This is a genomic window from Spirosoma daeguense (genome assembly GCF_054776875.1).
Genome location: NZ_BAAHBF010000013.1, coordinates 24,765 through 50,930, shown reverse-complemented (window position 1 = coordinate 50,930; position 26,166 = coordinate 24,765). Strand labels below are relative to the sequence as shown.

Sequence of the window (26,166 nt, the reverse complement as noted above, 5' to 3'; positions counted from 1 at the left end):
TATAATGTATGATATAAGCCTGATGCGCAAAATACATCATACAATATAGATCATACATCTTGTACTTTACTCGCGGATATTACCAGTTCGCCAGGCTTCAACTATCGGATACCAGATTGGCTGATACTCGATGTAACGTACCAGCTCATAGTGATCGTCCACGAATTGGTTTGGCTTTTTGGTGAATGTAAAGTTGATTTCCGATACGTTGGCCCGGCGGTTGTAAACCCAGACTTCACGTTCGCGGTTCCGTTGCACGCGGTCAGGAGGGCCGAGAACAATATAAATCATTCCTTTATCAGTCTTCCAACCTTCCTTGAAGCTGGTAAACAGACGGTTGGCTTCTTCAACCCGGTTGTAATACGAACGGATGGTTCGTTTAGCTGTTTCTTCATTGCCCGACATAAGCCCGAGCCAGTAACGGTCGAGGGCTTTTTTTGTGTCCTGCGCCTGCGTCATTTCGTTGATTTCGCTGCTGGTACTCATATAAAGTACGGGCTTAATCAGTCTCTCTGGGCGTGTCAGTTTCGGGAATCGTTTGTCTGTAACCACTAGCCCGATTCCATTGGCGTCGGTCGTATCTTCCATAAAGTAGTAGAGACCTTCTTTAGGAATCACAAAAGGCTGGTTAGTTGTGATTGTCAATGTTGAATCGACAGTCATTGATTTCGAAACCGCTTTAGGCGACGTGTTCATTGGCGACGATGCCGCTTCAAAATCATGGCGATACCGGAAACCGAACAGAGTTTTGCTGGTACCGTTTACATCACGAATAAGGATTGTATCGCCAGCGTTTGCGTAGTTACGTAGCTGAGGCTGTCCATCTTTAGAGAATAAGTTAAACCGGTCGCTAAGTTTCGTCGGTTTGAAACGTAACGGAAGATCATTACGTGCCTTTGTTCCACTGCTGGTTTCGGTGATTTCGGTGAGCAGAATAGCACTAGCAGCATCTTTGGGCCTTTTTACGTCGAAACTTAGTGTCAGATGATCGCCTTCGTGCGTAACGGTTTGTGCATTCAAGGGAACGGTTCCGTAGCCCAGCCGATCCCGATTGTTGTAGTCAGGATACATGACATAGGCAATCATAAAATGTTCGGCAAATTCGGTCGGGCTTACCACGGCTTGTCCTCCGGGCATTTTAGCCGTAAGATTCATGAAAATCCGCACCGAATTACTGTCAACGGCCAGAAATTTCCCTTTAATAGAGGTAACCATCCATTCGCCAACACCTTTAGATGAAGAAGGAGTTGAACCCATTGAAGGCCCCTCGTTTTTGATGGGGGCAGGTGCCTGATCTGCCTTTGGGCGATTTTCAATCTGCGCCTGCTCGGATCGCTCGGGTGGGGTTGCTGGCCGATTTGGCTGATTCCGTTGCGCTTCTGTCCGGGCGTCATAAGCCGCATTGATGCGATCCTGTGCCCGTTTTTTAGAACTGGAGCAGGCCGATAGCAGAACAATGAAAAGTAAAGCAAATAGAGTACGCATAAAACGAGTCCGGGTGTTTTTAGCTTTAGTTTTCAGACTTCAAGTTTACGTGTTATTCGAATAATAAACTCGAAACAATACTGAACGTTCAGACTGTTAGTAATAACGAAAAAATGATCCTTATTAAGTTATTCGGTGGGTGCATTTTTCTTTACTTCTGCAAAAGAGTAATTTTGTTGTTTGAATTGCAAACGCATGTATAAGACCACTGAAATTACGTCGGCCGAAATTGCTTCGGATAATCCGGTTCACCAGCGTCTCCTGTTTCCGTATGTTGAAGCAGCCAACATGGTAAGCGGTAAAGTGCTAGAGATAGGTTGTGGCTGGGGCAGAGGTCTCGAATTGCTCACCAAAGCAGCTAAACATTACACGGGAATCGATAAAAATACGGAACTGATAAACGCGTTGGGCAAAGCATACCCTAACGCTACGTTCATTGCGGCTAACATTCCACCCCTGAGCGGATTAGCAGACAATACGTTCGATTTTATCGTTACGTTTCAGGTGATCGAGCATATTGAGAACGACGATTTGTTTATTAAGGAAGCACATCGTGTACTGAAACCCGGTGGCAAGCTGTTGCTGACAACAGTGAACAAAACGTTCTCACTAACGCGAAATCCATGGCATGTGCGGGAGTATTACGCTGATGAGTTGAAGAACCTGATTGGACGATACTTCCCGAAAGTTGATACAAAAGGCGTTCATGGGAACGATAAAGTGATGACGTATTACGAGCAGAATAAAGAATCGGTGAAGAAACTAACCCGCTTCGATATTTTCAATCTGCAATACCGATTGCCGCGTCGGCTATTACAGGTTCCTTACGATCTGATGAATCGCCTAAATCGGAACCGACTTTTACAGGCCGATGGACTAGCTGCCGAAATCAATTATACCGATTACCTTGTCAGCACGAATCCGGCCGGAAGTCTTGATTTCTTCTACGTAGCAACGAAGTAAAAAGTGCTACGTAGGTAGAACTGAAGGAGTTTCTGAACGTAGTACAGCTAGCTGATATTCTGTTTAATATGCACTACGTTATTTCAGAAGCTTCTGTTCATGAAGAATTACCTCACCATTTGCTATTGCTGGGCGATGAAAATCAGCAATTGATAGACGCTTATTTGCCTTTAAGCCAGATTTTCTGCTAAAAATTGACGAGCACAGTGTAGGCATTTGCCTGTTGCAACGTAACGCAGACAACAGTGAAATCATGAATGTTGCCGTTGAACCTGACTATCAGGGCAAAGGTTTGGGGAGAGCGTTGCTGAACCATGTAATTAACGTAGCACGGAAACAGGGTGAAACCCGTGTGCTCATAAAAACGGGCAATTCAGGAATTAGCCAGATTGCGCTTTACCAGCAACTAGGTTTCGATCTGGTAGCTGTTAATTATGACTACTTTCTGAAAACCTATCCAGAACCCATCTGGGAGAACGGTATCCAGTGCAAACATCAGCTTGTTTTTGCGCTACGTTTATAAACGTAATAGCCATCAATCTCAGGCTTTTTCGGTAGGCGTTATGGTGATTACTATCGATTTGGAAATAGGTGTATGGCTTTTCTCGGCCTTCGAATCGATAGGAACCAATACGTTCGTTTCTGGGAAATAGGCCGCGCAACAGCCACGCGGAATATCGTACGGAACAACCATAAATTGATGCGCTGTGCGTTTTTTGCCGTTGTAGTTGCTGTGCAAATCCACCACCTGTTTTTCCTGTAGTTTCAGATTGCCGATATCGTCGGGGTGCATGAAAATGATCCGGCGTTCATTGTAAATACCCCGGTAACGGTCGTCGTTTCCGTAAATTGTCGTGTTGAACTGGTCGTGACTGCGGATCGTCATTAACAATAATTCGCCCGGTTCAAGATTGTGGGTTGATGGGGCATTGATTGTGAAATGAGCCTTCCCGTCTTTCGTATTGAACTTGCGAACGCGTGGGCCATTCGGAAGGTAAAAACCGCCCGGCTTTCGAACCTGCTCATTGTACTTTTCAAAACCGGGTACAACCTGCTCAATCAGGTCGCGAATGCGGTCGTAATTGGCGACGAGCCCATCCCAATCCACAGTTGATTTGCCGTTTAGGGTTGCTTTTGCAAGTTCAGCAATGATGGCGACTTCGCTTTTTAACGTATTGACAACAGGATCGACTACGCCATGCGACTGCGCTACTACGCCCGTCGTACTTTCGCAGCTAACAAACTGTTCGCCAGTAGCTTGTATGTCACGATCAGTACGTCCCAGACAGGGTAAAATCAGTGCCGTTTCACCATGAATAAGGTGGCTACGGTTAAGTTTGGTCGATACGTGAACGGTAAGTTTACATTTTTGCAATGCTTCGGCGGTATAATTTGTATCCGAAACCGCCATCGCGAAATTGCCGCCCAAGCCGAAGAAAACTTTCGCTTTGCCTTCGTGCATGGCCTGAACCGACGATACCGTATCATACCCATCTTCGCGGGGCGGCTCGAATTTAAAAACACGTTTGAGGGCGTCCAGAAATTCTGGTTTCGGTTTTTCCCAGATGCCCATTGTCCGATCACCCTGTACATTGCTGTGCCCACGAATAGGACTGGCTCCACCACCTTCGATACCGATACTTCCCTTAAGTAAGAGCAGGTTAATGATTTCGTTGATGGTCGATACTGCATTCTTATGTTGTGTCAGGCCCATTGCCCAGCAAATAATAAACTTGCGGGTATGTTTGATTAAATCGACAGCTTCCTGAATCTGGGCAATGGTGAGCCCACACTGAGCCGCTAAGTCGCTTAAGTCAAACTTATCAAGGCTTTTGATAAAATCATTGTAGCCTGTCGTATACTGATCAATAAACGACTGATCGAAAACTTTGCCGGGTGTTTTCTGCTCTTCGGCCAGCAACAATTTACACATCGCTTTCAGAAAGGCCATATCAGAATTGATACGTACCTGCAAGAAAAGGTCAGTCAATTTTTCGCCACCGAATAACATATCGCGCGGACTCTGCGGGTCTTTGAAACGTAGCAAACCCGTTTCGTGCAGTGGATTCACGGCAATGATCTTTGCGCCGTTACGTTTGGCCGCTTCCAGAGGTGTCATCATCCGGGGGGCGTTGGTTCCCGGATTCTGCCCCATAATCATTATAACATCGGCTTTCTCGTAATCGTCATACGTAACGGATGCTTTACCTAAACCGATTGATTCGGCAAGTGCTACGCTGGTCGATTCGTGACACATGTTCGAGCAGTCGGGCATGTTGTTGGTGCCGAACATCCGAACAAACAACTGGTACAGAAAAGCGGCTTCGTTGCTGGTTCGTCCCGACGTATAGAAAATGGCTTCGTCGGGTGATTTGAGTGCCTTCAATTCTTTGGCAATTAGTTGAAAAGCATCATTCCAACTAATTGACTCATAATTAGCACTGCCCGAACGCAAAATCATTGGCTGTGTCAAACGCCCTTGTTGACCAAACCAGAGATCAGTTTTCTGCAATAAATCGGCTATCGTATATCGTTGAAAAAACACAGGCGAGGCCGTATGTTTGGTCATAACCTCATCGGCCACCGCTTTGGCTCCGCTTTCGCAGTATTCGGCAATTACTGATCGATGCCCGTCGGGGTCAGGCCAGGCACAGGAAGGGCAGTCGTAGCCGTCTTTCTGATTCAGATTTACCAACGCTTTCCAGCCACGTCCGGCGCCTGTACCACGTAGTACATGCTCGAACGACTTGACAACGGCGGTCAGGCCAGCCGCTTCGTTGTAAGGGTCTTTAATTTCGAGTTTTCCGGTAAGTTCCTCGGGTGGCGTGTGCTGGCTCATAATAGTTTCAATAAGAACGTAGCAGTCGACAGGCTACGGATATACGTTACAGGTAACTACTTGATGAACTAAGAAGTTTGACGAAAACGATACGTTATCAAATGCTATTTAAACTTGTCAGGATCTAGCCGGAAAAACCGAACCGCATTGTTGAACAGAATATCCCGTTTTTGATCGAACGAGAGGTAATCAGCATTTTCAATCATACCGATCGAGGTTTCGAATAATTTAGGCCAGATCATGAAATCGGTGCCGTAAAGAATACGTTTGCCAAAACCCGCCTGCACGAGCCGTTTGAGATACATGTGAATTTCTTCCTGCGGATAACTCCAGATGAAACCAGCCAGATCAACGTAAACGTAGGCGTTGGCACCCATCAGCGCAATCATCTCATCAATCATCGGGTATCCAGCGTGCATAACCCAGATTTTCAACTTTGGGTGACGCGCCAGCATATCTTCCAGCAAAAACGGCCGCCCCAACGATGCACGGTATTTCGACTGAGAGATATTTGCCATGCCATTGCCGCCCGTTCCCATGTGAATACCTACCGGAATGTTCAGTTTTTCAGCGGCTGCAAAATAACCATCAAGCGACATATCGCTCGGAGAAAGTCCCTGATATTGAGGAGCCACTTCGCCCATAACCTGATAAAATCCTGACTTGAGCGAATCGGTAAAGGCTTCGACGGTCATATCCTTCGGCGAGCTGACACCGATACCCGCAATAACCCGGTCAGGAGCGGCTTTTTTCCATTTGCGCAAAATCTGCGGATCGCCATAAGCGATGATGGTCATGTTGAGTCGTTCCATCGTTGCCAATACGGCATCCTGCATTTCCTGATCGGATTTGGCTGGCTGAAGCGGATCGACGCAACTAGCATTTAGAAACGCCCGCATCTGTTGGTTAGGGTCGCCACCGGGCATGTCTTTCAGGAACCAGGGACACATTTCAATCGCGAAGCTAGGATTCACTTTCATCGCGTGAACGTGCACATCGATGATCGGCAATGGCCGTTTGGGTGGTGTTGTCTGGGCGAATAACACGCCTGTTACAAAGAGACAAACGATCAGTAGGAGAGGGGTTTTCATAGGAAACTGTTTAAAAAAATAGCGCAGCTAGTTAATCGGATCTTTACATTCTAGCTGCATTTCCAGCAGTGCGTAACTCAAACTTTTTCCATGCGTATCCATTGTGAGCGACGTAGTAACGCCACCCATCAGTGCCTGCTGACAAACAAAATGGAGCGCAGGAAGATTGGGCAATTCATAACGGATCACCTCACCAGCCACAATAGCACCAAGATGTTGTTTCACGGCTTCGGCGGTTACCTGACTACGTAGCAGTTCAAAATCTTCCGGTTTATACGGTATAAGCGACAATGTCAATGTATTGCCTTTATCGCCTGCCCGGCTGTGCGCAAGGTCGTACAGTTTTATTTTCATGATTGAAACACAGTAACTTGTGGGCTGACTTTGCTACGTGGCAACAACGTCGATACAATTCCGACGACTTCGTGAATGTATTTACGGGCACCCCCGCCACCGGCTGGTCCGTTGGTGTACAGCGCTTCGACTTCTTCGCCTATCAAAGCGGCCTGCTGATCCGTAGCGGCCCGACCTGCAACCCGCAATCTGATTTCGTATGGTTCAACAGACGTATCAAGATTGGTTCGGTGAACGGACGTACTGCCTATATAATCGATGCGGAGTTCAGGAAATAAATGACGTAGTCGTTCGTCAAGAATTTCTCCCGCCAGTTTTGCCCTACCCAACGCATTCGAGCCCGCATAAGAAATTTCTCCTTCGCCCGTGAAACCAGCATCATAGCCAACACTTACTTTCAACGTATCGGGTTTTGATCTTCCTTGACCGCCCGCAACACTGACATGATTTGGTCCCGTTTCTTCGATACGTACCTGCGTAAAATCGGCTACTACGTCGGGCGTTATGTAACGAGTCGGGTCCATTACTTCGTAAAGAAGTTGCTCTTTGACGGTGGCCGCCGTTAACGTACCGCCCGTACCATCGACTTTTCCAAACACGGCTTTCCCATCTGAAGAGACATCGGCAAACGGATGCCCTAAGTGCGCCATATCTGGCACATCTTTTCGTCCCGGATCAGCAAAGTAACCGCCGGTAAGCTGGCCTGCACATTCCAGTAAATGACCGATTACCGTTGCCTGACCAATCTGATTTGTGTCGTCAGTCGACCAGCCAAATTCATGTACTAGTGGCGCTACAAAAAGCGAAGGGTCAGCTACACGTCCGGTGATGATGATATTGGCCCCCGTTGCCAGCGCGGGTAAAATAGCGTCGATACCCAGATACGCGTTGGCCGACAGTAAAGTCCCTGATTCGGTAAGTAGCTTGTTGGTTTCCAGAGTAATAGCATCCGAAGATAACTGATGAAATACGTCGTCGCCCGTAACAACGGCAACCGTTATTGATACGTTAAGTCGTTGGGCTATCTCGATGATTTTCTGACCGGCTGCCAGCGGATTGGCAGCTCCCATATTCGTAATCAGACGAACCTGATTGCTTAATAAATGTGGAAGCAGACTTTCGAATCGACGTTCGAGCAGCGGATCGTAGCCCAGTGCTGGATTTTGACGTTTCCGTTTCTGAGCGAGCGCAATCGTTCGTTCGGCCAGACATTCCAGCACCAGATAATCCAGTTGCCCCTGTTGCGCCAGTATAACCGAAGGCTCTAATCGGTCGCCGGAAAAACCAGCCCCACAGCCAATGCGAATTCGTTCTTTCATAAATGAATTGAGCCAGTAAGTAAAGCGGCTATCGTCATAACCAACGTAGTGCCGAAGGCCCATTTCAGAATGAATTTCTGATGATCGCCCAAATCGACTTCGGCCAGCCCGACAAGCAGGAACGTAGAAGCTGTTAGCGGACTAACAGGAAAGCCAACGGTCATTTGTCCCAACAAAGCAGCCCGACCAATTTCCAGCGGATCAATACCAAATTGCGTAGCGGTCTGACTGAGAATCGGAACAACGCCAAAGTAATAGGCGTCGGGCGTAAACACCAGGCTGGCGGGCATACTCGTCACCGCTGTTAACGTGGGGAGCCAGGCCGCGTGTTGTTGTGGAATGAGCGAAACAAGTGACGTCGCCATCGCATCGATCATCTTCGAACCCGTCAGAATTCCAGAGAAAACACCGGCTGCGAAAATCATACTCGATACCATAAAAATGTTGTTGCCGTGACCACGTAGCACTTTCTGCTGATCAGGCAGTTTCGGATAATTGATCAGCAACGCTATGGCACTGGCAACAATGAACAACGCTGGAGTAGGTACCCAGCCTTTCATCAACGTAACGATCAGTCCAATGGTAATCAACGCGTTGATCCAGAATAGCTTCGGGCGTCGAAGCTGCCGCTGCTGTTCGCTGAGATTTTCGTGGTGAACGTAGTTTAAGTCGGTTATGCCGAGCCGTTTACGTTCCTGAAGACCAAACCAGTAAGCCACAAACAAAACCCAGACAATGCCTGCTGCAATGGCTGGAATATTGGGGTTGAATAGAAGCGTAGCATCCGTTTTCAGCGTAGAAATAGCCCGCGCCGACGTACCGGACCACGGCACCAGATGCAACGGCCCAACACTCAACGCCACAATGCCGGGAAGAATCAACCGATTGATATTCAGTTGCCGATAAATTGGTAAAAACGCCGACATCACAATCATGAACGTAGCAGTACCGTCACCATCGAGGTGCACGATCATTGTTAGAATCGCCGTTCCGACAATTACTTTCAACGGATCGCCTTTTACGTAGCGAATTATGCCGCTGATGATTGGATCGAAAAGACCGGCATCGAGCATGGTTGCGAAATAGAGCACGGCAAACATCAGCAGAATGCCGGTTGGGGCTACCTGTTTGATACCTGCCAGAATCATCTCGCCCAACTCTTTCGGATTGAATCCGGCCAGCAAACCCATTGCCAGTGGAACCAGCACGAGAGCCGTGATTACCGACATGCGTTTGCTGATAATCAACGCCAGAAAAATACCGATGGTGGCGAAACCAAAAAGAGAAAGCATGGTGTCGTTATTTTTTCAGGATAGTACTTTTCTGCGCTTTCTCAATTTCGGCCTGTGCATCTTCGGGCAGTAAAAACCCTTCGCTGACGAGATCGGTGGTTGCTTTCCGAACGGCTGCTACGTAGCTATCGTGCGAACCATACCGTTCCTCGAGTGACAGACGCGGGTCACCTACGGCGATACGTTCGGCTTTGGTCTTTTTGAAGGGAATAAACATACCGTTGAGCGATGCCAGATCACCTTCACCGTAGCCCGGTTTACGTACTGCCCAGCCCGTATACGTACCAAGCGGTGCCCGCATAGCCGTGTTACGTATTCCGGCAACTTCATTACCATCCTGATCGACCTTTGGAACCAGCACCGCATAAACATTGGCTTTCACTACGTTCGGCGGTTCGTGCGAGACCACACCTGTTACGTGGTGCATGTCGTAGGTTGGGCCATAATCGAGCAGCGGTACGTTGTTGAACTGACCATTGTAAGGTACACCCGGAATAGCTGGCCAGCCTACATTTTTCTGATCGGGAAGCACCAGCGTTTTGGCTTGCAGGGTTGGGTAAACGCTTTTCGGAGGGAGTTTATCGGCCAGAACCCATTTCTCCAGTGCAATCAGCAGCGTACGTAGCGTTGGTGTCGTAGGGTTATCGTTCATCTGAAAACCGCTGGTTGGATCGGGTGCTCCATTGGGCGAGTGCTGTGTACCGGCAATCAGGTAAATGCGGACGTTGTCGGGAATGGGCAGGTCTTTTTTGCCCGATGGATCGGTGGTGGGTAGCGATGCCCGAATCTGCCGATATTCCGACGAACTAAGCGTTTGCATGATTTTGGGACAGTTGCCCAGCGGTGAGCAGTTTTCGAGAATGCCGCCCGTTATACCCGAAATCGGGTCTTTGGTAACCTGCCATGTAAAGGGCGGTTCATTGCTCGGAAACAGATGATCTTCGCGTTGAAGGCCGCCACCACCCGGCCGACCAAAACGAACGTTCAGGGAGATGCGACGGGTAGCAATGTGGGCGTTAATGCCGTCGAAAACCCGTTTGCCACTTTCATCCTGATTAAAGCCTAACTGCAAAAAAGTTCGGGTGAAATTACTGCACTGCGATACGCCCTGCATAATAGCCGCCCGAACAGGAATCGTCTGTGAACCTGTCGACACGAGCGGGTTTTGGTTATTGGCTTCATCGGTTCGGCTATTTCGTAGAAACGATGCTACGTCGCGAATGGCGGCAAACCCCAAACCAAGTACCAACGGATTTTTGGCCGTATAAACCAGTTCATAAATATAATTCGGATCGAAACCGTCCTTGATTGATAGCTGCGTGGTGCTTGGTTTTCCGGGAAACGCTACGTCCTTACAATCCGAAAAAGCCCAGTCGCTGTTCGGAATGGGCTGACGTTGGTCGGCTTCGTGAACGCGTTTGGTTAGCACCAGTCCCGCATTATTGAGGCTTACCGTTTCGTAGCTGTGATGCGACAGACCACTGAAAGGACCGCTGCTTAGGTTTTGTGTTTTTGCCGGCGTTACGACCTGAAATTCAGCCCGAATCTTTCCCGTGATTTCCTTGCCATTGTCGGTCGCAACCGGAACTTTTATCGTTAAGCGCGGACTTCCCGGATACGTATCGCCCGGTAGTACATCACCCTGCCAAGCGCTCCACAAATACACGTAGCCACGCTTCAGCAACGACGTATCGGCTGGGAAAACATTGCCTCGATTGGGCAGGCTCAAAAACAACAGGCCGTTACTTTTGCTGAGGTCGGTAGGACGTAGCAGAATAAATTCCGATACGTATTCAACCATGCCCCGCGCGTTTCTGGGAGCCAGTTGTACATCCTGTATGATTTTATTCTGCGCCAGTTTTGGATCAACTTCACCATACGCCTGACCAAATACGCGTTCATACGTACCCGCGTTTCCAAACGTTCGCCCATTGGCGTAGGGCTCTGTTCGGGTAACAACCATCCGTACGATACGTGCCTGCGCTATGGACGAAATGAGCATGGCGAACACCAGTAGGTAGAATGCCTGATAATTCTGGAATCGTTTCATGCGGTTTAAAGCGATACCTGTGGTCCGATGGCGAGGGCTTCTTTGTCGTGGTGATACGTTTCCGTGCACTGATTATCGAAGAGCATGGTTGCTCCGTTGGCAGGCGTGTATTTTTGCCAGTTGGGTAAACCTTTGTGGTTTGGATTTCCGGTTCGGGCAAAATTCACAAAGGATTGGCTCACTTTATCGGCCAGCGTATAAGCGGCTTTGGTACCTCCGGTCATCTCTTCACAACGGGCAATGTTGTTGAACACAAACGGAATTTCGCTGCAATGAACCGCCTTGTATCGTCCATCCAACACAGGTGATTGATACGTGAACAGGTACATATAAACCGGGGCCGGGGAGGTTGCTTTTATGTCGGCCATTTTAATGGCGCTACGTCGGAACATGCCGTCTACGTCGATTAGGTCAGATGGTTTTGTATCGTTTGGATACGCTTTTTTCAGTGCGGCAATAAACGCGTCGGTCTTATCGCCATACTGTTTTTGCAACATAGATTTGGCTTCGTCCAGTGTCAGCGCGTTGCTGTCGGGCAGACGTAGCGACGCCATGAATTCATTTTTCGTAGAGCCAATCAGGAGTGGAACTGTGCTTGAAATGGATTGAGCCGTTGGGTCAGTTGGTTGATATGGTAGAAAACTTCCGTCGAGCGTTGGCCCCCACGACAAACCCAGAAATGTGAATGATTTGCCTTCGGTTCTAGCCTGTTCCTGAACTTTATAAACCGCTTTTTTCCCCGCAGCCGCCAACGTAGCAAAGGGTACTTTCTGAATCTCGTCGATTTGGTCAGCTTTTAATCCCAATTCATCCAGCACGGCGGCACCTACGCGTTTTGTAAGCGCCTGATCGTGAAAACTTAATCCTAATCCACCACTCTGAATAATAGCTTTTTGAAAGAGGCCTTTGGCCGACGGCGTATATAGCAACGTATTGACCTTACCGCCACCACCCGACTGGCCAAAAATCGCTACGTTGTTTGGATCACCCCCGAAGCTAGAAATATTGGCTTTTACCCATTGCAGAGCTGCCACCATATCCATAACGCTGGTGTTGGACGACGATTTATATTTTTCGCCGTAGGCCGATAAGTCGAGAAAGCCAAGAATATTCAGCCGATGATTGATCGAAACGAGTACTACGTCGCCTTTTTTGCTGATGTTTTCGCCATCGTAGGAAGGCAATTCCTGCGATGAGCCGGCCGTATGACCGCCACCGTGTAGCCACACCATTACAGGGCGTTTTTTTGTATCATTTATCCCCGGCGACCAGATATTTAAGCGCAGACAATCTTCGTTCGGAAAGCCCCAGTCGTGGTGAAAAACAAACTCCGATTCATCCATAACCGACGTAGTAGGGTCCATGAGTGGGCAAACGGGGCCATACGTCAGCGAACTCCGTACGCCCGTCCAGGAGTCGGGTTTGGTGGGAGCCATGAATCGCTCAGCTTTGGCGTACGGAATGCCTTTGTACGTATAAACAGCGTTGTGAATATACCCCCGAACTTTTCCAGATTCGGTTGAGACAACGGCAACATCTTTGCCCGTTACGAGCGACGTAGCAGGTGTTTTTTGCGTTTGTCCAATGGCTAGCAAAGGGACTATGATGATGGATAGAATGAGTAGTGTTACATTGGTTTTCATAGGTTTAGAATTGCTAAGGCCGAGCCAAGCTCTGTTTGGCCCTTACTCAATTAAAATACAGGCCAAACAGAGCTTGGCCCGACCTCAAAATTATCGTTTCCGCAAGGTGCTGAACAGAAAATCCAGCGCTGGGCTGTCAGACATGGGGGCTGATGTAGTTTTGTCGCCGAGGAGCATGATTTGTTTATTGGCCACGGCGTAAGCAGGCCATTGGGGTAAGCCGTTACCGTTTGGGTTGCCCGTTTTGATAAAATTGGCCCAGTAACCCGATATGGCACGGGCAAGCGTTTCGTCGGCTGGTTCGAGTGGACGTAGCGTTCGGTCGATAGATGCCAGATTATCATATGCGTAAGGCACTTCGCCCGTATGAAAAGCACCATATTTGGCGTATTCACCCGTTGCGGGAATTTTGCGGGTAAACCGATATACGTATACTTTTTTACCTTTCTGGCTCTGGATGTTGGCCCAGGTATAATTCTGCGCACCAAAGATCATATCACGCGAAAGATTTCGCTGCGAAATGGCCGCTTCATCGTCGGTAGTGGCTGGATAGAATTTAAGTAAATTCTCCGCTTTGTCACCGTACTGTTGCTGAATCTGCTTGCGAAAATCCTCTGCATTTTTGGGCGGCCCAAACGACATGCCTTCATCCTGATTCCAGCCGGTCAATAACGTTACGTTGTTTTCATGTCCAGCCGCAAAAATATCGGCAACCGATTGGGGTAATACGTAGCCGTCGATGATGGGGCCGCGTCCCTGCGCTTTTTTTAGAATTTCCTCGGCTGGTTTGGCACGTAGTTCGGCCAGCGACGACGCTCCCAGCGACTGGGCCATTTTCAGCCCCGTTTCTTCGGCTTGCTGAAGGCTAGGGTAAGGATTTGCAAAGCTCGCTCCGCTCTGGGCAATCGCTTTCGTAAACAAGCCCTTAGCCAGCGGTGTTGCGACCATACAATTCACGCTCATCGACCCTGCCGATTGACCGGCAATCGTTACGTTGCTGGGATCGCCCCCGAAAGCGGCAATATTTTTCTTCACCCACCGGAGCGCGGCTACCTGATCCATCAGCCCATAATTTCCGGATGCGTTACGTCCTGATTCTTTGGTCAGTTCAGGATGGGCGAAGAAACCAAATGGGCCAACCCGGTAATTGATGCTGACAAAGATGATTCCCTTTTTCGCTGTTGCTTCGCCATCATAAATAGCACAGCCGCTGCCGCCACTGTTGAAACCACCGCCATAAATCCAGACCAGTACGGGCCGTTTTTCAGAAGCTGATTTGGCACCTGACCAGACATTGAGGTATAAACAATCTTCGCTAATGGGTTCTTTCGGAATGAGGTATTCGGCACTCCACGGGCCAAATGGAGCCGGATTTCCCTGCATCGGACTTGCGCCGAACGTAGCACATTTACGAACGCCCGTCCAGGGTTTAACCGGTTGAGGAGCCTGCCAACGTAGTGGCCCGACGGGCGGAGCAGCAAACGGAATTCCTTTGAAAATCTGAATATCACCTGTTTTGTTAGACGTACCAGAAATCAGCCCGCCCTCGATACGTATCGGCTCTGATAGGTTGCTGGTAGCTTTATAAGCAGGTAAACTCAGTAGGGCCATAAGGGCGAAAAAAAGAGCAGATATTGACGTTTTCACGAATAAGAAGACGTAAAAATGAGTTAAGAATCAATACGTTTATGTTCTCGTTGAGTCCGCTTTTCGACGTTCGGTTTCTGGGGTTAGAGAAAACCGGATTTGCTCGAAAGCTTCATATACTAAAGGGATACGTATCAAATCTTACTTATAAATCGCTACGTCGATGTATTGAAATAAGGTTTAGCGTGAACGTTTGCTATGTAGCAACCAGACCAAGTTGGAGTGAATGCTGGCGGGCGTCGGCACTGTGCGCAAAGTAGCAGCAGGGAATCCCCTTTAATTCAATTTCTCGCAATATATCGCGGGTTTTGGGTTCGTTTTTGCCGTGAACCTGCCGAATATAGACGCATACAATTCGTTGCGAAAAATGTTTCACCAGCGACGCGTAAATAGTTGGATCTTCCTGGGTATCATCGCCGAGCAGAATAAAACGTTGATTCGGATAAGCTTCCAGAATCCGCACGATTCGCGCAAATTTGGTCATGTGTTTGCCTTGCCCCGTTTTTAAAACCTCCGATAGTTGTTTCAACGGACTGAGCAGGTAAACACCTTTAGGTAGCCCATTCTTTTTTGAAAAGGCGAGAATATAATCGTACAGATTCCATTCGCTGCTCGATACATAGAAAAATGGGTTGGTTGCCGTGCCGCTGTTGGCTTCGGCCAGAAGCTGATAATGCGCTACAACACCTTCAAACGGTTGCCGACTGTAAGCGTTTCGGGTAAGCAATACTTTCAATCGTTTGAGAATTGTAGCCGAATGCGAGACCAGAAACGTATCGTCGATATCGGATATACAGCCAAATTCGGTTTGCTGTGGAACCAGTACCTGTCCTTCTGCTTCATCGCGAATACTGTCTGACGATTCAGCCAGTAGCTGTGCCCGAACATCATGCCATCCGCAGTCTAAAGGCTGCGAGAGCGGTACGTCGACCCGGAAATACCCATCCGTATCTGATTGCGTTTCTGCCATTTTACCGTTTGCCAGTACGCGAATGGTAGCGTGCGGATACGGTCGAACCAAAAACAGACGTAGCAGTCCGAACAGATTCAGAAAGAAATTATTACGATACGTTTTTCGGGGTAATGCGCTTCTACGTAAAACACTCCCATGAACGGTCAGGCTGTTATTATTCCCAAAACCCCGGTACAATTTTACTACGGGTCTGTCGGTCAGGCGCAGCCACGTTAAGAAATTATGACGTAATCTATCCTTTACGCTTTTTTTTAGTTTATCAACAGAAGGCGATTCGCTGGTTCCCATAATTCACAATCGATACACGTCCTGTATAACTTTTTAAACGCGCAGAAGTTGACATTTTTATTCGCCATTAATCCGGTTTCGGGGGGCACAACTAAAACAACCTGGGAAGATGCTATCAAAACACATTTCGCCAGCCTGCCTCATAAAACACACCTTTTTCATCTCGACGGCAAAACCGATGCGGAAACGATACGTCAGCAAATAGATCAGTATAAACCCGATTGCGTCGTAGCTGTTGGTGGCGATGGTACGCTCAAAATTGTTGCCGAACAGTTGCTCGATACGTCTGGTGTTACGTTAGGTGTGTTGCCTGCTGGCTCGGCCAATGGCATGGCGCGGGAGTTGGGTATTCCGCCCGATGCTGAAGCGAGTCTGGCGGTATTGACCGAAGGAGTTGAAAAAAAGGTTGATCTAATTCTCGTAAACGACAACGATATCTGTCTGCATCTGGGCGATATTGGTATGAATGCGCAACTGGTAAAACATTACGAAAAAAACAATCTTCGGGGTAAACTGGGCTATCTGAGGAGTGTTGTCAACGTACTAAAAAAACGGCGACTGATACGGGTATCCATCAATGTTGGTGATACGTGTGTATCGCGGGTAGCGTTTATGGTGGTGTTGGCCAATGCCCGGATGTATGGCACAGGAGCCGTCATCAATCCCGACGGTGATCTGTCGGATGGCCAGTTTGAAGTGGTTATTTTTCGGCGGTTGTCATTTATAGAAATTCTGAAACTTTTCTGGCGTTTTCAGCCCTTCGATCCTAAGAAAATCGAAATTCTTCCCGCTACGTCGGTCAACATCGAAACCCACCGACGCGCTTATTTTCAGATTGATGGCGAATATCGAGGACGTATTACGTCGTTAAAAGCTGCAATTAAACCGGGTGCGCTGACGATGCTCGTGCCAAAAGGCGCGTAGGGGAGAGGGCAGGGGGTAGCGGCCCATGCCCTCTGCTAGTTTACCCGCTGCGGTTCGCTGTAAATGTTAAACCGTTGGTCGCGGACAAAGCCTGCTAAGGTAATACCGGCTTCTTTGGCCATTTGTACGGCCAGACTTGACGGAGCCCCCACAGCGGCTATAAATGGTATGCCAGCCATCCAGCTTTTCTGAACCAACTCAACCCCAATCCGGCCGCTCAGAAACACGCCTGTCTGCGAAATCGGAAGTTTATTTTGCCAGAAAGAAGCTCCGATTAGTTTGTCGAGTGCGTTATGGCGGCCTATATCTTCCCGAATCAGGAGTATTTCACCATCGGCGTTGAAAAGGGCAGCCGCATGAATTCCGCCTGTATAAGCAAAAGCGCGTTGCGTTGCCCGGATACGTTCGGGAAGGGAATGAAGTAACGTAGCGGGAAGTGTAAAATCAGACGTAACAGGCCCGGCTGTTAGCGACGTAACAGCTTCAATAGTGGCCTTGCCACACAAGCCGCAACTCGATGACGTAAAGGTATTACGTGTCAGTCGCGACCAATCTACATCAACATCTGGGTGAAGTTCGACGCGGATAACATTGCCTGCTTTTTGGGAATCCTGAACACAATGCCGACAGGAAATGACATCGGTTGATTGCTGGATAATTCCTTCTGTGAATAAAAATCCAAGCGCCAGTTCTTCATCGTTACGTCCCGTTGCTTCGCCCGGTGTGCGCATCGTGACCGATACGGAGCGTTGTTGCCGCTCAGCCGTAGGGCCAAAGCCTAGTCGGATTTCGAGCGGTTCTTCAACGGCTAGTAAATCGGGCGTTTCGGTTAAGGTTTCGCCGATAATTTTCTGAATTGTAACCGGGGCAACTAGCGACATAGAATAGACTGTTTCCCAAAAAACAAGTGCTACGTACAGAAAGTTACGTAGCACTTGTTTTTTGAAGAACTAGAAGCTGACAGTTGCTGAAGCTTTTAGGGCAAAGGAGTCGGTTGGCAAACCATTCAGGCCGTTATTGAGGTAATTCAGCCGGTGAATAGCCTGAATCCGAATCAGCTTGAAAATGTTGTCGATACCGTACCCCACTTCCATGTAAGGTCTGTCGGGATCAAGAGCGCCGAAGCGTATAGAACGGGCACCATTTGGCAACGGTTGCGCCGATTCAAGAGAGCGATTTGCTTTCGATTGACTTCCCCATAGCGCGTCGAAGTTGGCAATCAATCGCCAGTTTAGTTTCCGAATGCCGGGTAATCGGTTGAATAACAAGCCTTCGAAACGGTGCTGCACATGTAACGCAACAAACTGATTACTCACAAACTCATAATACTGCATCCGGTTGAACGTATTGGTGGTGAGCAGCGGAGTGGGGTTACCAATATGCGGGAAAAGCAGGGGAGCCGGTAACGTAGAGGGTGTGTAACCTGCCGATAACAGGTAGTTCATTCGGCCTAGTACACCGATACGTAGTGATTGCTGGGCACGCATCGTAATACGGTCATAATCAAATTGGCCGCCCAATGATTTTGCGCCATGCGTGTATCGAATAGTCAGAACGGGCGCACGTTTGGTACCTAATGTAATACGTTCGTTACCATCCATCAGGTATTTTTCTTTACGGGCCAGCCGGGCTTCGATAGACCAGTACGCGTCATAAATGTCGGAACGTAACGGCGAGGAATCTCCCATATCAGGATTTTCCTTGTAATGGAATGGAAACATCGGCTCGAACGACTTACTTCCAATGGTAGCCGTCAGTAAAATACCTCGAATGGGTTCAGTTTTAAAGAAAGCCTCTTTTTGGAAATTTTCGTAAGTACCTCTATATCGACCGAAACGACTCAGTGCGTAGAAAATACGGTTGCCGCCAATAAGTTCAGGGGTAAGTCCCAGCCGCTCCAGATCCCGAGTGATAGTAACACCAGCTATTGTCCAGTGCTGCCGCGAGAATAAATAGTTGATTTCGCCACCATATTTAAACTTATTGTCGAGCGTACCGTAGGCCAGATATCCCCGGAAAATCCAGTTTTTACTGAAGGTTTCGTTTGTCCGGAAACCGATACGTGTCCGTAGACCTTCAATGCTGTTTACCGCAAACAGATACGGGTAAGGGCCCAGATCGATTGGTCCACACTTAAGAAAGCCCGTAATTAGCACCTGCCCAACTCCTTCGGCGGCCTTTACGGCAGGTACCGCCCTAAGTTTGCTAATAATTTCGCGGGTTTTCAGATCCTCCTTATTCAGCGAATCTTCACCAGCCAGATTTTTTTGGACGCTGTGCCAATACGCATCGTTTTCCGTTGCCGCTGTGTCGCTGGGTTCAATTGGTTGTTCGTAAAACAGAATCGGTTTCGGCCGATTGACGGTTACGTTGCTGTTATGAAGCACTACGTTTGCCCGCAAGCCAAGCGACTGTTTTCCGACGCCGGTTAAATTGGCCGACAGGCGTATGGTAACTGGTAACCAGCCTGCCGTTGCCGACGTACTGGCACTGGAATCGATAGTGGTTTCTAGTTCCTGCTCGATAGTTAAGTCTTTTACGTAGTTCAGATTGGCTCCTTTCCCAATTTTGGTTTCAATCTGACAGAGGGCAAACGTAGTGGTGTCGACCCAGGCTTTGCCGGTAAATACCAAATCTTCAGGACGTTTGGGGTCGAATTGAATTTCGTAACAAATGTGATCGCCAATCTGGGTCGTATCGGCCAGATAGAATTCGTACCAGTTTTTCCAGTTATCACCAACGGGCGATGCAAAATCTTTGCCCAGAATAGGAATATAGTTGTCGTAGAAATTCTGGTTCACCAGATTTGTTCCGCCCAGTAATTGCGAACTTAGTCCGGCATCATCAACGGCTACTCCTCTGATACGTGTTTTGCGGATATCTTCCCGCTTGCGCGACGGATTGGCGCGGTAGTAATAACGGGAAACTGATTCAGAAGCCAGCAAGGGCAGCAACCGATGTCCTTCGTCATCAATAATCGAATCATGCTTGCTCATGGCCTGATTGATTTTCTTGATGAGTGGGTTTTTCCGCATCCGGTCTGTTACGTGGCTTAACGCAATGTCGGTTTTAACGTAACTGTCATATTCATAAGCCGACAATCGACTACGGTCGTTGATGGTACGATTCTTTCGTAACTGACGTAGTACGCGCCAGGCTGGATTTTCTCCCGCCCGAACGGTAACTTCCTGTAGGGCAGTGCCCGCCGAAGTCAATTTGAAATCGACTGCCTGCGATGGACGTTCTTTGTCGATAAACTTACGGAGGGTTTTATACCCCATAGAGCTGACTGCCAACGAGTCGGAAAGGAGCTTTACTGTCAGTGTATAACGCCCTCGTTCGTCGGTTAACGTACCGTTTTTACGGCCTACAAGAGCCACACTGGCAAACGGAATTGGGTCGCCGGAATTGGCATCAGTAACAAGACCCGTTACGGTATAGGTCGTTTGTCCCTGACTAAATCCATTGATACTAACTGAAATTAAAAGAAGGAAAGTAACAAGTAGCTGATAAAGAGGTCTCATTTTAGGTATTTCCAGACAGCGAATATAGGGAAAATACTTAGCCTATTGGATTAAAAAGGGCTTAAAGTGGAATAAATAAATCCCTAACTGTCAATCATTTGGTGTGGAGTGTATAATAACCTTTATCCTACGAGCCAGATTCGGTCTGCATCGGCACCCTGTTCGGTCCACTCGACCAGTACTCGCTGTGATTCAAGCGTATTTACCCGCTTGCCTGTATAGTCGGGCTTTATAGGTAAATCTCGGTTGTAGCGTCGGTCAACGAGCACCAACAGTTCAACTTTTCGAGGTCTTCCAAAAGCGGTCATGGCATCGAGAGCGGCACGTACCATACGCCCGGTGGCCAGTACGTCGTCGATCAGGATTACCCGCTTGTTCTCAATAATAAACGGCACATGGGTTGTATTTGCACGTAGCGGAGAATCGCGACGGCGAAAGTCGTCACGATAGAACGTAGCGTCCAGATAGCCTAATGGTACTGAGTAGCCAAGCGTTCGGTTAAGCTCTCGCCCCACACGTTCGGCAAAATAAATTCCCCTTGGTTGCATGCCTAGCAGTACGGTATCCGCAAAATCCTGGTGATTTTCAATCAGTTGCTGCGTCAGTCGGCTAATCACAATCTCAAGTAATGGACTGGACAGAATCAGTCGTTGTTGGTTCATGGAGTAAAAATAAGTGCAAAAAAAGAGAATAAACAATTAATCATGACCACTCACTAAATCATACAAATGCAGTATTGTGATGGGTATACCCAGTTTGTAGTTTTGACCAGAGAACCAGAACTATATGCGGTATGAAGCGAGTGATTACGTGTAGCATCCTGAGTCTGTTTGTCGTAGTGGTTTCGGAAAGCCAAGCACAGGACGTAGCTGGCTATTGGTTGGGAGTAACGTACCCGACCAACCCTAATCAGGAAATTTTTAATTATACCATGAACCTGACGCAAAATGGACAAGCGTTAGGTGGAACAGCTCAGACGGCCAATCCAAATGTTCCGTTTGGGGGCGTTGCGTACGTAACGGGGCAGGTGAATGGAACAACTGTTACGTTCAGCGAGGCCAATCAGAACGGTAGCACAGAAACGAAAGATATTTGTTACTGGCGGGGCAGTATGACGTATAACGCAACAAACGAAAGTCTGATCGGAACCTACGAAAATATTACGAATCAGACCACCTGTACAGAAGCTGGCAGCGGGCGGGTTGAGTTGTACCGAATCGTGCTTAAGTCAGGCGCAAAATTCTGCAAGGGAGTCCCTGTAAATCTGGTTGTTACCGGTAAAGACATCCGCTGGTATTCTTCTCAAAACAAAACCCGGATGCTGACGAGGGGAAATACGTATAGCCCGTCAATTACACAAACCACTACGTTCTACATTACCCAAACGCTTTATCAGAACGAAAGCCCGCCGGTACCTATTAAAATTGAGATCATTGAGCCTACATTCACCGCTACAGCGACTAATTCGGGCTGCAATCAGAGTAGCGGCTCAGTTAACGTAGCATCTGTAGGAGCTACAGGATGGCAGTATAAACTGAATAACGGAAGTTTTCAAAACACACCTCAATTTTCGGGATTGGCTCCCGGTTCATACACGGTAGTTGTTAAGGATGCGGCTGGTTGTCAGGCATCGCAGCAGGTTACGGTTTCTACAGATGCGGGGCCGACAATCAGCAATCTGGTAAGTTCTCCCCCCAAATGTGCAACTGCAAATGGCTCGGTGAACGTAGCGATTACGGGCGGGAAAGCTCCGATAATGTATTCTATCGATGGGGGCATTACGTATCAAAATTCGCCCAGTTTTACCCAGTTAGCGGGCGGCAATTATACCGTTCAGGTACGAGATGCGGCTGGTTGTGAAGCAAATCGCACTATTAGTCTGCCAACGTGGCAACCCATGTCTGTTTTGAATACCTCTACCTTACCAACAACGTGTGGTAAGCCAAACGGAGAAGCAACAATGCGAGCGACAGGAGGAAAAGGTATAATTCAATATAGTATCGACGGTCAAAATTTTCAGCCAAATAATACATTCACCAAATTAACTTCCGGTGCGTATACGCTGGTTGCGCGTGATAGTATGGGGTGTATGCTGAATCAATCGGTTGCAGTAGCCCCAAGTAAAGGCCCTCAGTTAGTGGAGGTTCAGATAACCAATGAAGGATGTGGGTTGAAGAATGGATCGATGACTATCGCCCCCAATTTAAATGCAAGTATTGTCGAATATTCGATTGATGGGCAGCAGTTTCAACGAACAGAATCATTTTCAACACTCAGTGGTGGTGTGTATACACTGACCATGCGAGATGAAAATAATTGTGTATTGACACAGTCGGTCATGATTCCGACAGATTGCGCTAATCGTGTTCATCTGCCTACAGCGTTTTCGCCGAATGCTGACCAGAAAAACGACGTATTGGCGGCTCATTTCGTTTTTCCATCGCTTCAGATTGCCGCTTTTACAGTTTATGATCGCTGGGGTTCCGTGTTATATAACCGAACTAATTTTCCGCTGACAAGTGGCGAAGTGCTGTGGGATGGGCAACTTAACGGGCAAGCGGCTCCCGAAGGTACGTATGTGTATCGGCTGGACTGTCAGTTTCCCGACGGTACTACGTCGACTTATCGTCAGGCGATTACCCTTTTGCACGGACATTAGCCAGCGATACAGTAATTTTGGGCGAAAACTGCTGGAATAGACCGTTCCGCTTAAACCGTGCAGTGTCTGTAGACTGAATTACGTATGAAATTTTTAATTGTTGGCCTGGGAAATATTGGCCCTGAATACGCATTGACGCGCCACAATGCCGGCTTTATGGTACTTGATCGACTGGCGGCTCAACATGACTTCTCTTTTTCAATGACCCGGCTGGCATATACAGCTAAATGGCAGTATAAAGGAAAACAACTGTTTTTTGTAAAACCTACTACGTTCATGAACCTGAGCGGCCGGGCTGTACAGTATTATTTAAAGCAGGAGAATATTCCGGTTGAGAATCTGCTGGTAGTTACTGACGATAAAGATCTACCGTTTGGTAAATTACGATTGAAGCCCAAAGGTTCGCCGGGTGGGCATAATGGATTACGGAACATTGATGAGGTTTTGGGCACGCAGGAATATGCGCGTTTACGGGTCGGAATTGGCAGTAATTTCTCGAAAGGTCGGCAGGTAGATTTTGTGCTAGGACAGTTTCCGGAAGACGAAATGATTCAATTGCCTGACTATTTAGACAGGACTGGAGATGCTGCTCTCACTTTTTGTACTTTGGGAATACAGACGGCCATGAATAATTACAATCAATGATATAACTTTTTAAAGAATTTTTGAATTATTTTAAGCCATATTTTATGCGTGTTAACAAATGTTTATGTAGAATATTATTTTGTTAGGGTTGTTTTTGTATCGAAAATGGTGGTTTTCAGGCATAAAGACAGCACGAAATTCGGAATAAAATTCTGACATGGACACATAAGACGTTTTGTGATTTATGAATTTCTATAGACATTTGTGCGTTCAATAATCAGAACATAATATAACAAAACAATGAAAACGCGTGTTATCTTTGCATCGTTGATTCTTGGATTAGGGTTAGCGATTTCTCAGGCAGACGCGGCTACCACCACCAGCAATGATGATAGCCCGGCAGCCACCAAGCCGGCAAGTGCCTTACTTGTCAATGGTTCACAAAAGCAGTTAACTGCCTATGTAGAACAGCGTATCGCCAAGTTTGCGCACAATACCAATTGGCAAAACTTTATGAGCGTAGTCTCGTTGTATAATCAAAATCCGGCTGGTCTGCTGACTATCAGCACTGCCGATCGGACAAAGTTCAACGAAGCCGTTGCTCAGGTAACGAATAAATTGGCTAGTCAGAAAGATGCTGCAGCCAGTCGCTGGATGAATCAAGTGAATCACACCTCACGGATGATCAATTTCATCTGGAGTGTAGATAGCTCAATGAGCGAAACGCTTGAGATTCAGTAGTCTGAAATAAATACCGATTTACGTCGGTATTTGGAACAGAAAAGAGTAAAAGTTAGTTTTTCATGTAGAAAAGGTTAAGGGTTTAGGAATAGTCAGTATAAGGTTCTCTGCTAAGATCGGAGAACCTTATCTTTTTTATAGATTACCTGAATTCTGCTCTATTTGCAATACCGAATAAGTAGGTACCTCCTGATATAGAAGAAACGGTACTATTTAGAAAAATGACTTGATTTTTTGCTACTACAGATGTAGTATGAATTACTAACGTAGCGCAAACCCATCACCTGATCTGCTCCTTAATTTATAGATCAGAACAAGTATTCAGCACTTAAATGTCTGTCAGGCTGTCAGTAACTGCTGAAACCATTTGCCTGATGCCTTAACAATACGTTGCTGGGTGCGAAAGTCAACATAGACCAGCCCGAATCGAGGGCGAAATCCTTCTGCCCATTCGAAATTGTCTAAAAACGTCCAGGCAAAATAACCTTCTACCGGAAAACCGTCGCGTTTTGCCCGTAAAACCTGTTCGAGATAGCGCTGATGATACGTTAGTCGGGCTACATCGTTGACCATACCTCGCTCAACCGAGTCAAAAAAAGCGGCACCGCTTTCGGTAATGAGCAATTTTCGAATACCTTCATACTGACTAAACTGCTGAATAACCCGGTATATACTTTCGGGATAAACTTCCCAGCCCATCTCGGTAATGGTCGTTACGTTACGTCGGAGGGGTGATACCTGAGCTGCCCACAAATAAGGCATGAAATAAGACTGCTCAACAACCGCCCGAAAATAGTGTTGTAAGCCGATAAAATCGAAATCGAACACCAGCCGTTCCATGTCGCCGGGTTTGGCTACTTTTTTGGCAATTCCGCCCAGAAATGGTAGTTCCTTGACAGGATAGCCCATACCAAGAGCTGGCTCGATAAACAATCGATTCATTAGGGCGTCGACCCGGTTAGCCGCTGCCTGATCTCGGGAAGTAAACGGGTCGATGGGGGAACAGGAGAACGTAGTGCCAACCTGCGCATCCGGTACGTTACGTCGAACGACACGTCCGCCTTCGGCCTGTGCCAACGTAGTATGGTGAATAACAGGCAACAAGCTCCGAAAACTCCGCCGACCCGGCGCATGCTGGCCTGTGAAATAACCCAGCACCGAAAACGCCAGCGGTTCGTTCAGAATAATCCAATGTTTTACTTTATGCCCATACGCTTTGGTGCAAACGTCGGCGAAGTCGGCAAACCAGTCTACTATTTTTCGATTGGGCCAGCCGCCCAGATTTTCAAGCGCTTGCGGCAAATCCCAATGATAAAGGGTTATCCAGGGGGTGATACCCAGTTCCAGACAACAGTCTATAAGTCGGTCATAGAAAGCCAGTCCCGCTTCGTTGATACGTCCTCCATGAGCTGGCCCAATGCCATCCGGTAAAATTCGTGACCAGGATAATGAGAAGCGGAATGTAGTGAGTCCTAATGCTTTATGAAGTTTTAGGTCTGATTCATACCGATCATAAAATTCACAAGCAATATCGGCGGTTTCACCTGTTTTGATACGTCCCTTTTGCCGACTGAATGTATCCCAGACACAGGGCGTACGGCCATCGCGGTCAACAGCTCCTTCAATCTGATAGGCGGCTGTGGCGGTTCCCCAGATAAAATTATCGCCGAAGTCAGCACGATTAAACGTGAGCGGAAACGTTGGAGTTACTACGTCGTTAATCAATACGTTAGTTTTCTGGCTAATTCGGGCAAAAGTAGCTGGTTGATCGAAAAAGACTATCCCCGAA

The 26,166-nt window shown here is 47.7% G+C and carries 21 protein-coding genes; 7 read left to right on the top strand and 14 right to left on the bottom strand.

Annotation, left to right across the window (positions count from 1 at the left end; genetic code table 11):
- Window positions 1–66 precede the first annotated feature (66 nt).
- The gene (locus tag ACYVD4_RS31300) at window positions 67–1,485 is read right to left on the bottom strand and encodes a GWxTD domain-containing protein (protein ID WP_460952316.1); all 1,419 of its coding nucleotides are present in this window, start codon (window positions 1,483–1,485) and stop codon (window positions 67–69) included.
- A gap of 195 nt (window positions 1,486–1,680) precedes the next feature.
- Here ACYVD4_RS31300 and ACYVD4_RS31295 point away from each other — a divergent pair, with 195 nt between their 5' ends.
- The 3 genes from ACYVD4_RS31295 to ACYVD4_RS31285 all read left to right on the top strand — a co-directional run bounded on the left by ACYVD4_RS31295 (window position 1,681) and on the right by ACYVD4_RS31285 (window position 2,971).
- Window positions 1,681–2,448, top strand: coding sequence for a class I SAM-dependent methyltransferase (locus ACYVD4_RS31295; RefSeq protein WP_460952315.1), 768 nt, complete (start codon window positions 1,681–1,683; stop codon window positions 2,446–2,448).
- A gap of 68 nt (window positions 2,449–2,516) precedes the next feature.
- Entirely contained in the window at window positions 2,517–2,639 is a 123-nt protein-coding gene (locus ACYVD4_RS31290; RefSeq protein WP_460952314.1) for a hypothetical protein, read from the top strand.
- A complete protein-coding gene (locus ACYVD4_RS31285; protein WP_460952328.1) occupies window positions 2,597–2,971 on the top strand; it encodes a GNAT family N-acetyltransferase in 375 nt (124 codons plus the stop codon). The genes ACYVD4_RS31290 and ACYVD4_RS31285 overlap by 43 nt, the downstream gene beginning before the upstream one ends.
- An 18-nt stretch (window positions 2,972–2,989) precedes the next feature.
- On the opposite strand, the gene ACYVD4_RS31280 is transcribed toward ACYVD4_RS31285, so the two are convergent.
- The 9 genes from ACYVD4_RS31280 to ACYVD4_RS31240 form a co-directional block, all read right to left on the bottom strand.
- The gene (locus ACYVD4_RS31280) at window positions 2,990–5,287 is read right to left on the bottom strand and encodes an FdhF/YdeP family oxidoreductase (protein WP_460952312.1); all 2,298 of its coding nucleotides are present in this window, start codon (window positions 5,285–5,287) and stop codon (window positions 2,990–2,992) included.
- Window positions 5,288–5,391: 104 nt separating this feature from the next.
- Window positions 5,392–6,378 (bottom strand): amidohydrolase family protein, encoded by a 987-nt coding sequence (locus tag ACYVD4_RS31275; RefSeq protein ID WP_460952311.1) that lies wholly within the window; start codon window positions 6,376–6,378, stop codon window positions 5,392–5,394.
- A 27-nt stretch (window positions 6,379–6,405) separates the two neighbouring features.
- Window positions 6,406–6,732: an AtuA-related protein gene (locus tag ACYVD4_RS31270; protein ID WP_460952310.1), complete on the bottom strand. Its 327-nt coding sequence runs from the start codon at window positions 6,730–6,732 to the stop codon at window positions 6,406–6,408.
- Window positions 6,729–8,051, bottom strand: coding sequence for an acyclic terpene utilization AtuA family protein (locus ACYVD4_RS31265; protein ID WP_460952326.1), 1,323 nt, complete (start codon window positions 8,049–8,051; stop codon window positions 6,729–6,731). The genes ACYVD4_RS31270 and ACYVD4_RS31265 overlap by 4 nt, the downstream gene beginning before the upstream one ends.
- Entirely contained in the window at window positions 8,048–9,343 is a 1,296-nt protein-coding gene (locus ACYVD4_RS31260; RefSeq protein WP_460952308.1) for a CitMHS family transporter, read from the bottom strand. The genes ACYVD4_RS31265 and ACYVD4_RS31260 overlap by 4 nt, the downstream gene beginning before the upstream one ends.
- A 7-nt stretch (window positions 9,344–9,350) precedes the next feature.
- The gene (locus ACYVD4_RS31255) at window positions 9,351–11,393 is read right to left on the bottom strand and encodes an alpha/beta hydrolase domain-containing protein (RefSeq protein ID WP_460952307.1); all 2,043 of its coding nucleotides are present in this window, start codon (window positions 11,391–11,393) and stop codon (window positions 9,351–9,353) included.
- A gap of 5 nt (window positions 11,394–11,398) precedes the next feature.
- Window positions 11,399–13,036 (bottom strand): carboxylesterase/lipase family protein, encoded by a 1,638-nt coding sequence (locus ACYVD4_RS31250; protein WP_460952306.1) that lies wholly within the window; start codon window positions 13,034–13,036, stop codon window positions 11,399–11,401.
- Between the two features lie 90 nt (window positions 13,037–13,126).
- Entirely contained in the window at window positions 13,127–14,647 is a 1,521-nt protein-coding gene (locus tag ACYVD4_RS31245; RefSeq protein ID WP_460952305.1) for a carboxylesterase/lipase family protein, read from the bottom strand.
- A 232-nt stretch (window positions 14,648–14,879) separates the two neighbouring features.
- Window positions 14,880–15,944, bottom strand: a complete 1,065-nt coding sequence (locus ACYVD4_RS31240) for an App1 family protein (protein WP_460952304.1) — start codon at window positions 15,942–15,944, stop codon at window positions 14,880–14,882.
- Between the two features lie 48 nt (window positions 15,945–15,992).
- Here ACYVD4_RS31240 and ACYVD4_RS31235 point away from each other — a divergent pair, with 48 nt between their 5' ends.
- Entirely contained in the window at window positions 15,993–16,868 is an 876-nt protein-coding gene (locus ACYVD4_RS31235; protein WP_460952302.1) for a diacylglycerol/lipid kinase family protein, read from the top strand.
- Between the two features lie 35 nt (window positions 16,869–16,903).
- Here the strand turns inward: ACYVD4_RS31235 and fdhD are convergent, their stop codons facing one another.
- The 3 genes from fdhD to pyrR form a co-directional block, all read right to left on the bottom strand.
- Window positions 16,904–17,749 (bottom strand): formate dehydrogenase accessory sulfurtransferase FdhD, encoded by an 846-nt coding sequence (gene fdhD / locus ACYVD4_RS31230; RefSeq protein WP_460952301.1) that lies wholly within the window; start codon window positions 17,747–17,749, stop codon window positions 16,904–16,906.
- Window positions 17,750–17,818: 69 nt separating this feature from the next.
- Complete coding sequence (locus ACYVD4_RS31225; protein WP_460952299.1) at window positions 17,819–20,392, bottom strand: DUF5686 and carboxypeptidase-like regulatory domain-containing protein; 2,574 nt, start codon at window positions 20,390–20,392, stop codon at window positions 17,819–17,821.
- Between the two features lie 122 nt (window positions 20,393–20,514).
- Window positions 20,515–21,054 carry a bifunctional pyr operon transcriptional regulator/uracil phosphoribosyltransferase PyrR gene (gene pyrR / locus ACYVD4_RS31220; protein WP_460952298.1) on the bottom strand — a complete coding sequence of 180 codons (540 nt, stop codon included), beginning with the start codon at window positions 21,052–21,054 and terminating at the stop codon, window positions 20,515–20,517.
- A 131-nt stretch (window positions 21,055–21,185) separates the two neighbouring features.
- Between pyrR and ACYVD4_RS31215 the strand changes: the two genes are divergently transcribed.
- The 3 genes from ACYVD4_RS31215 (at window position 21,186) to ACYVD4_RS31205 (ending at window position 24,377) form a co-directional block, all read left to right on the top strand.
- Entirely contained in the window at window positions 21,186–23,051 is a 1,866-nt protein-coding gene (locus ACYVD4_RS31215; RefSeq protein WP_460952296.1) for a T9SS type B sorting domain-containing protein, read from the top strand.
- 84 nt (window positions 23,052–23,135) lie between these two features.
- Complete coding sequence (pth, locus tag ACYVD4_RS31210) at window positions 23,136–23,696, top strand: aminoacyl-tRNA hydrolase (RefSeq protein WP_460952294.1); 561 nt, start codon at window positions 23,136–23,138, stop codon at window positions 23,694–23,696.
- A 240-nt stretch (window positions 23,697–23,936) separates the two neighbouring features.
- Window positions 23,937–24,377, top strand: a complete 441-nt coding sequence (locus ACYVD4_RS31205) for a hypothetical protein (RefSeq protein ID WP_460952292.1) — start codon at window positions 23,937–23,939, stop codon at window positions 24,375–24,377.
- 339 nt (window positions 24,378–24,716) lie between these two features.
- On the opposite strand, the gene ACYVD4_RS31200 is transcribed toward ACYVD4_RS31205, so the two are convergent.
- Window positions 24,717–26,102, bottom strand: a complete 1,386-nt coding sequence (locus tag ACYVD4_RS31200) for a GH1 family beta-glucosidase (protein WP_460952291.1) — start codon at window positions 26,100–26,102, stop codon at window positions 24,717–24,719.
- Window positions 26,103–26,166 lie beyond the last annotated feature (64 nt).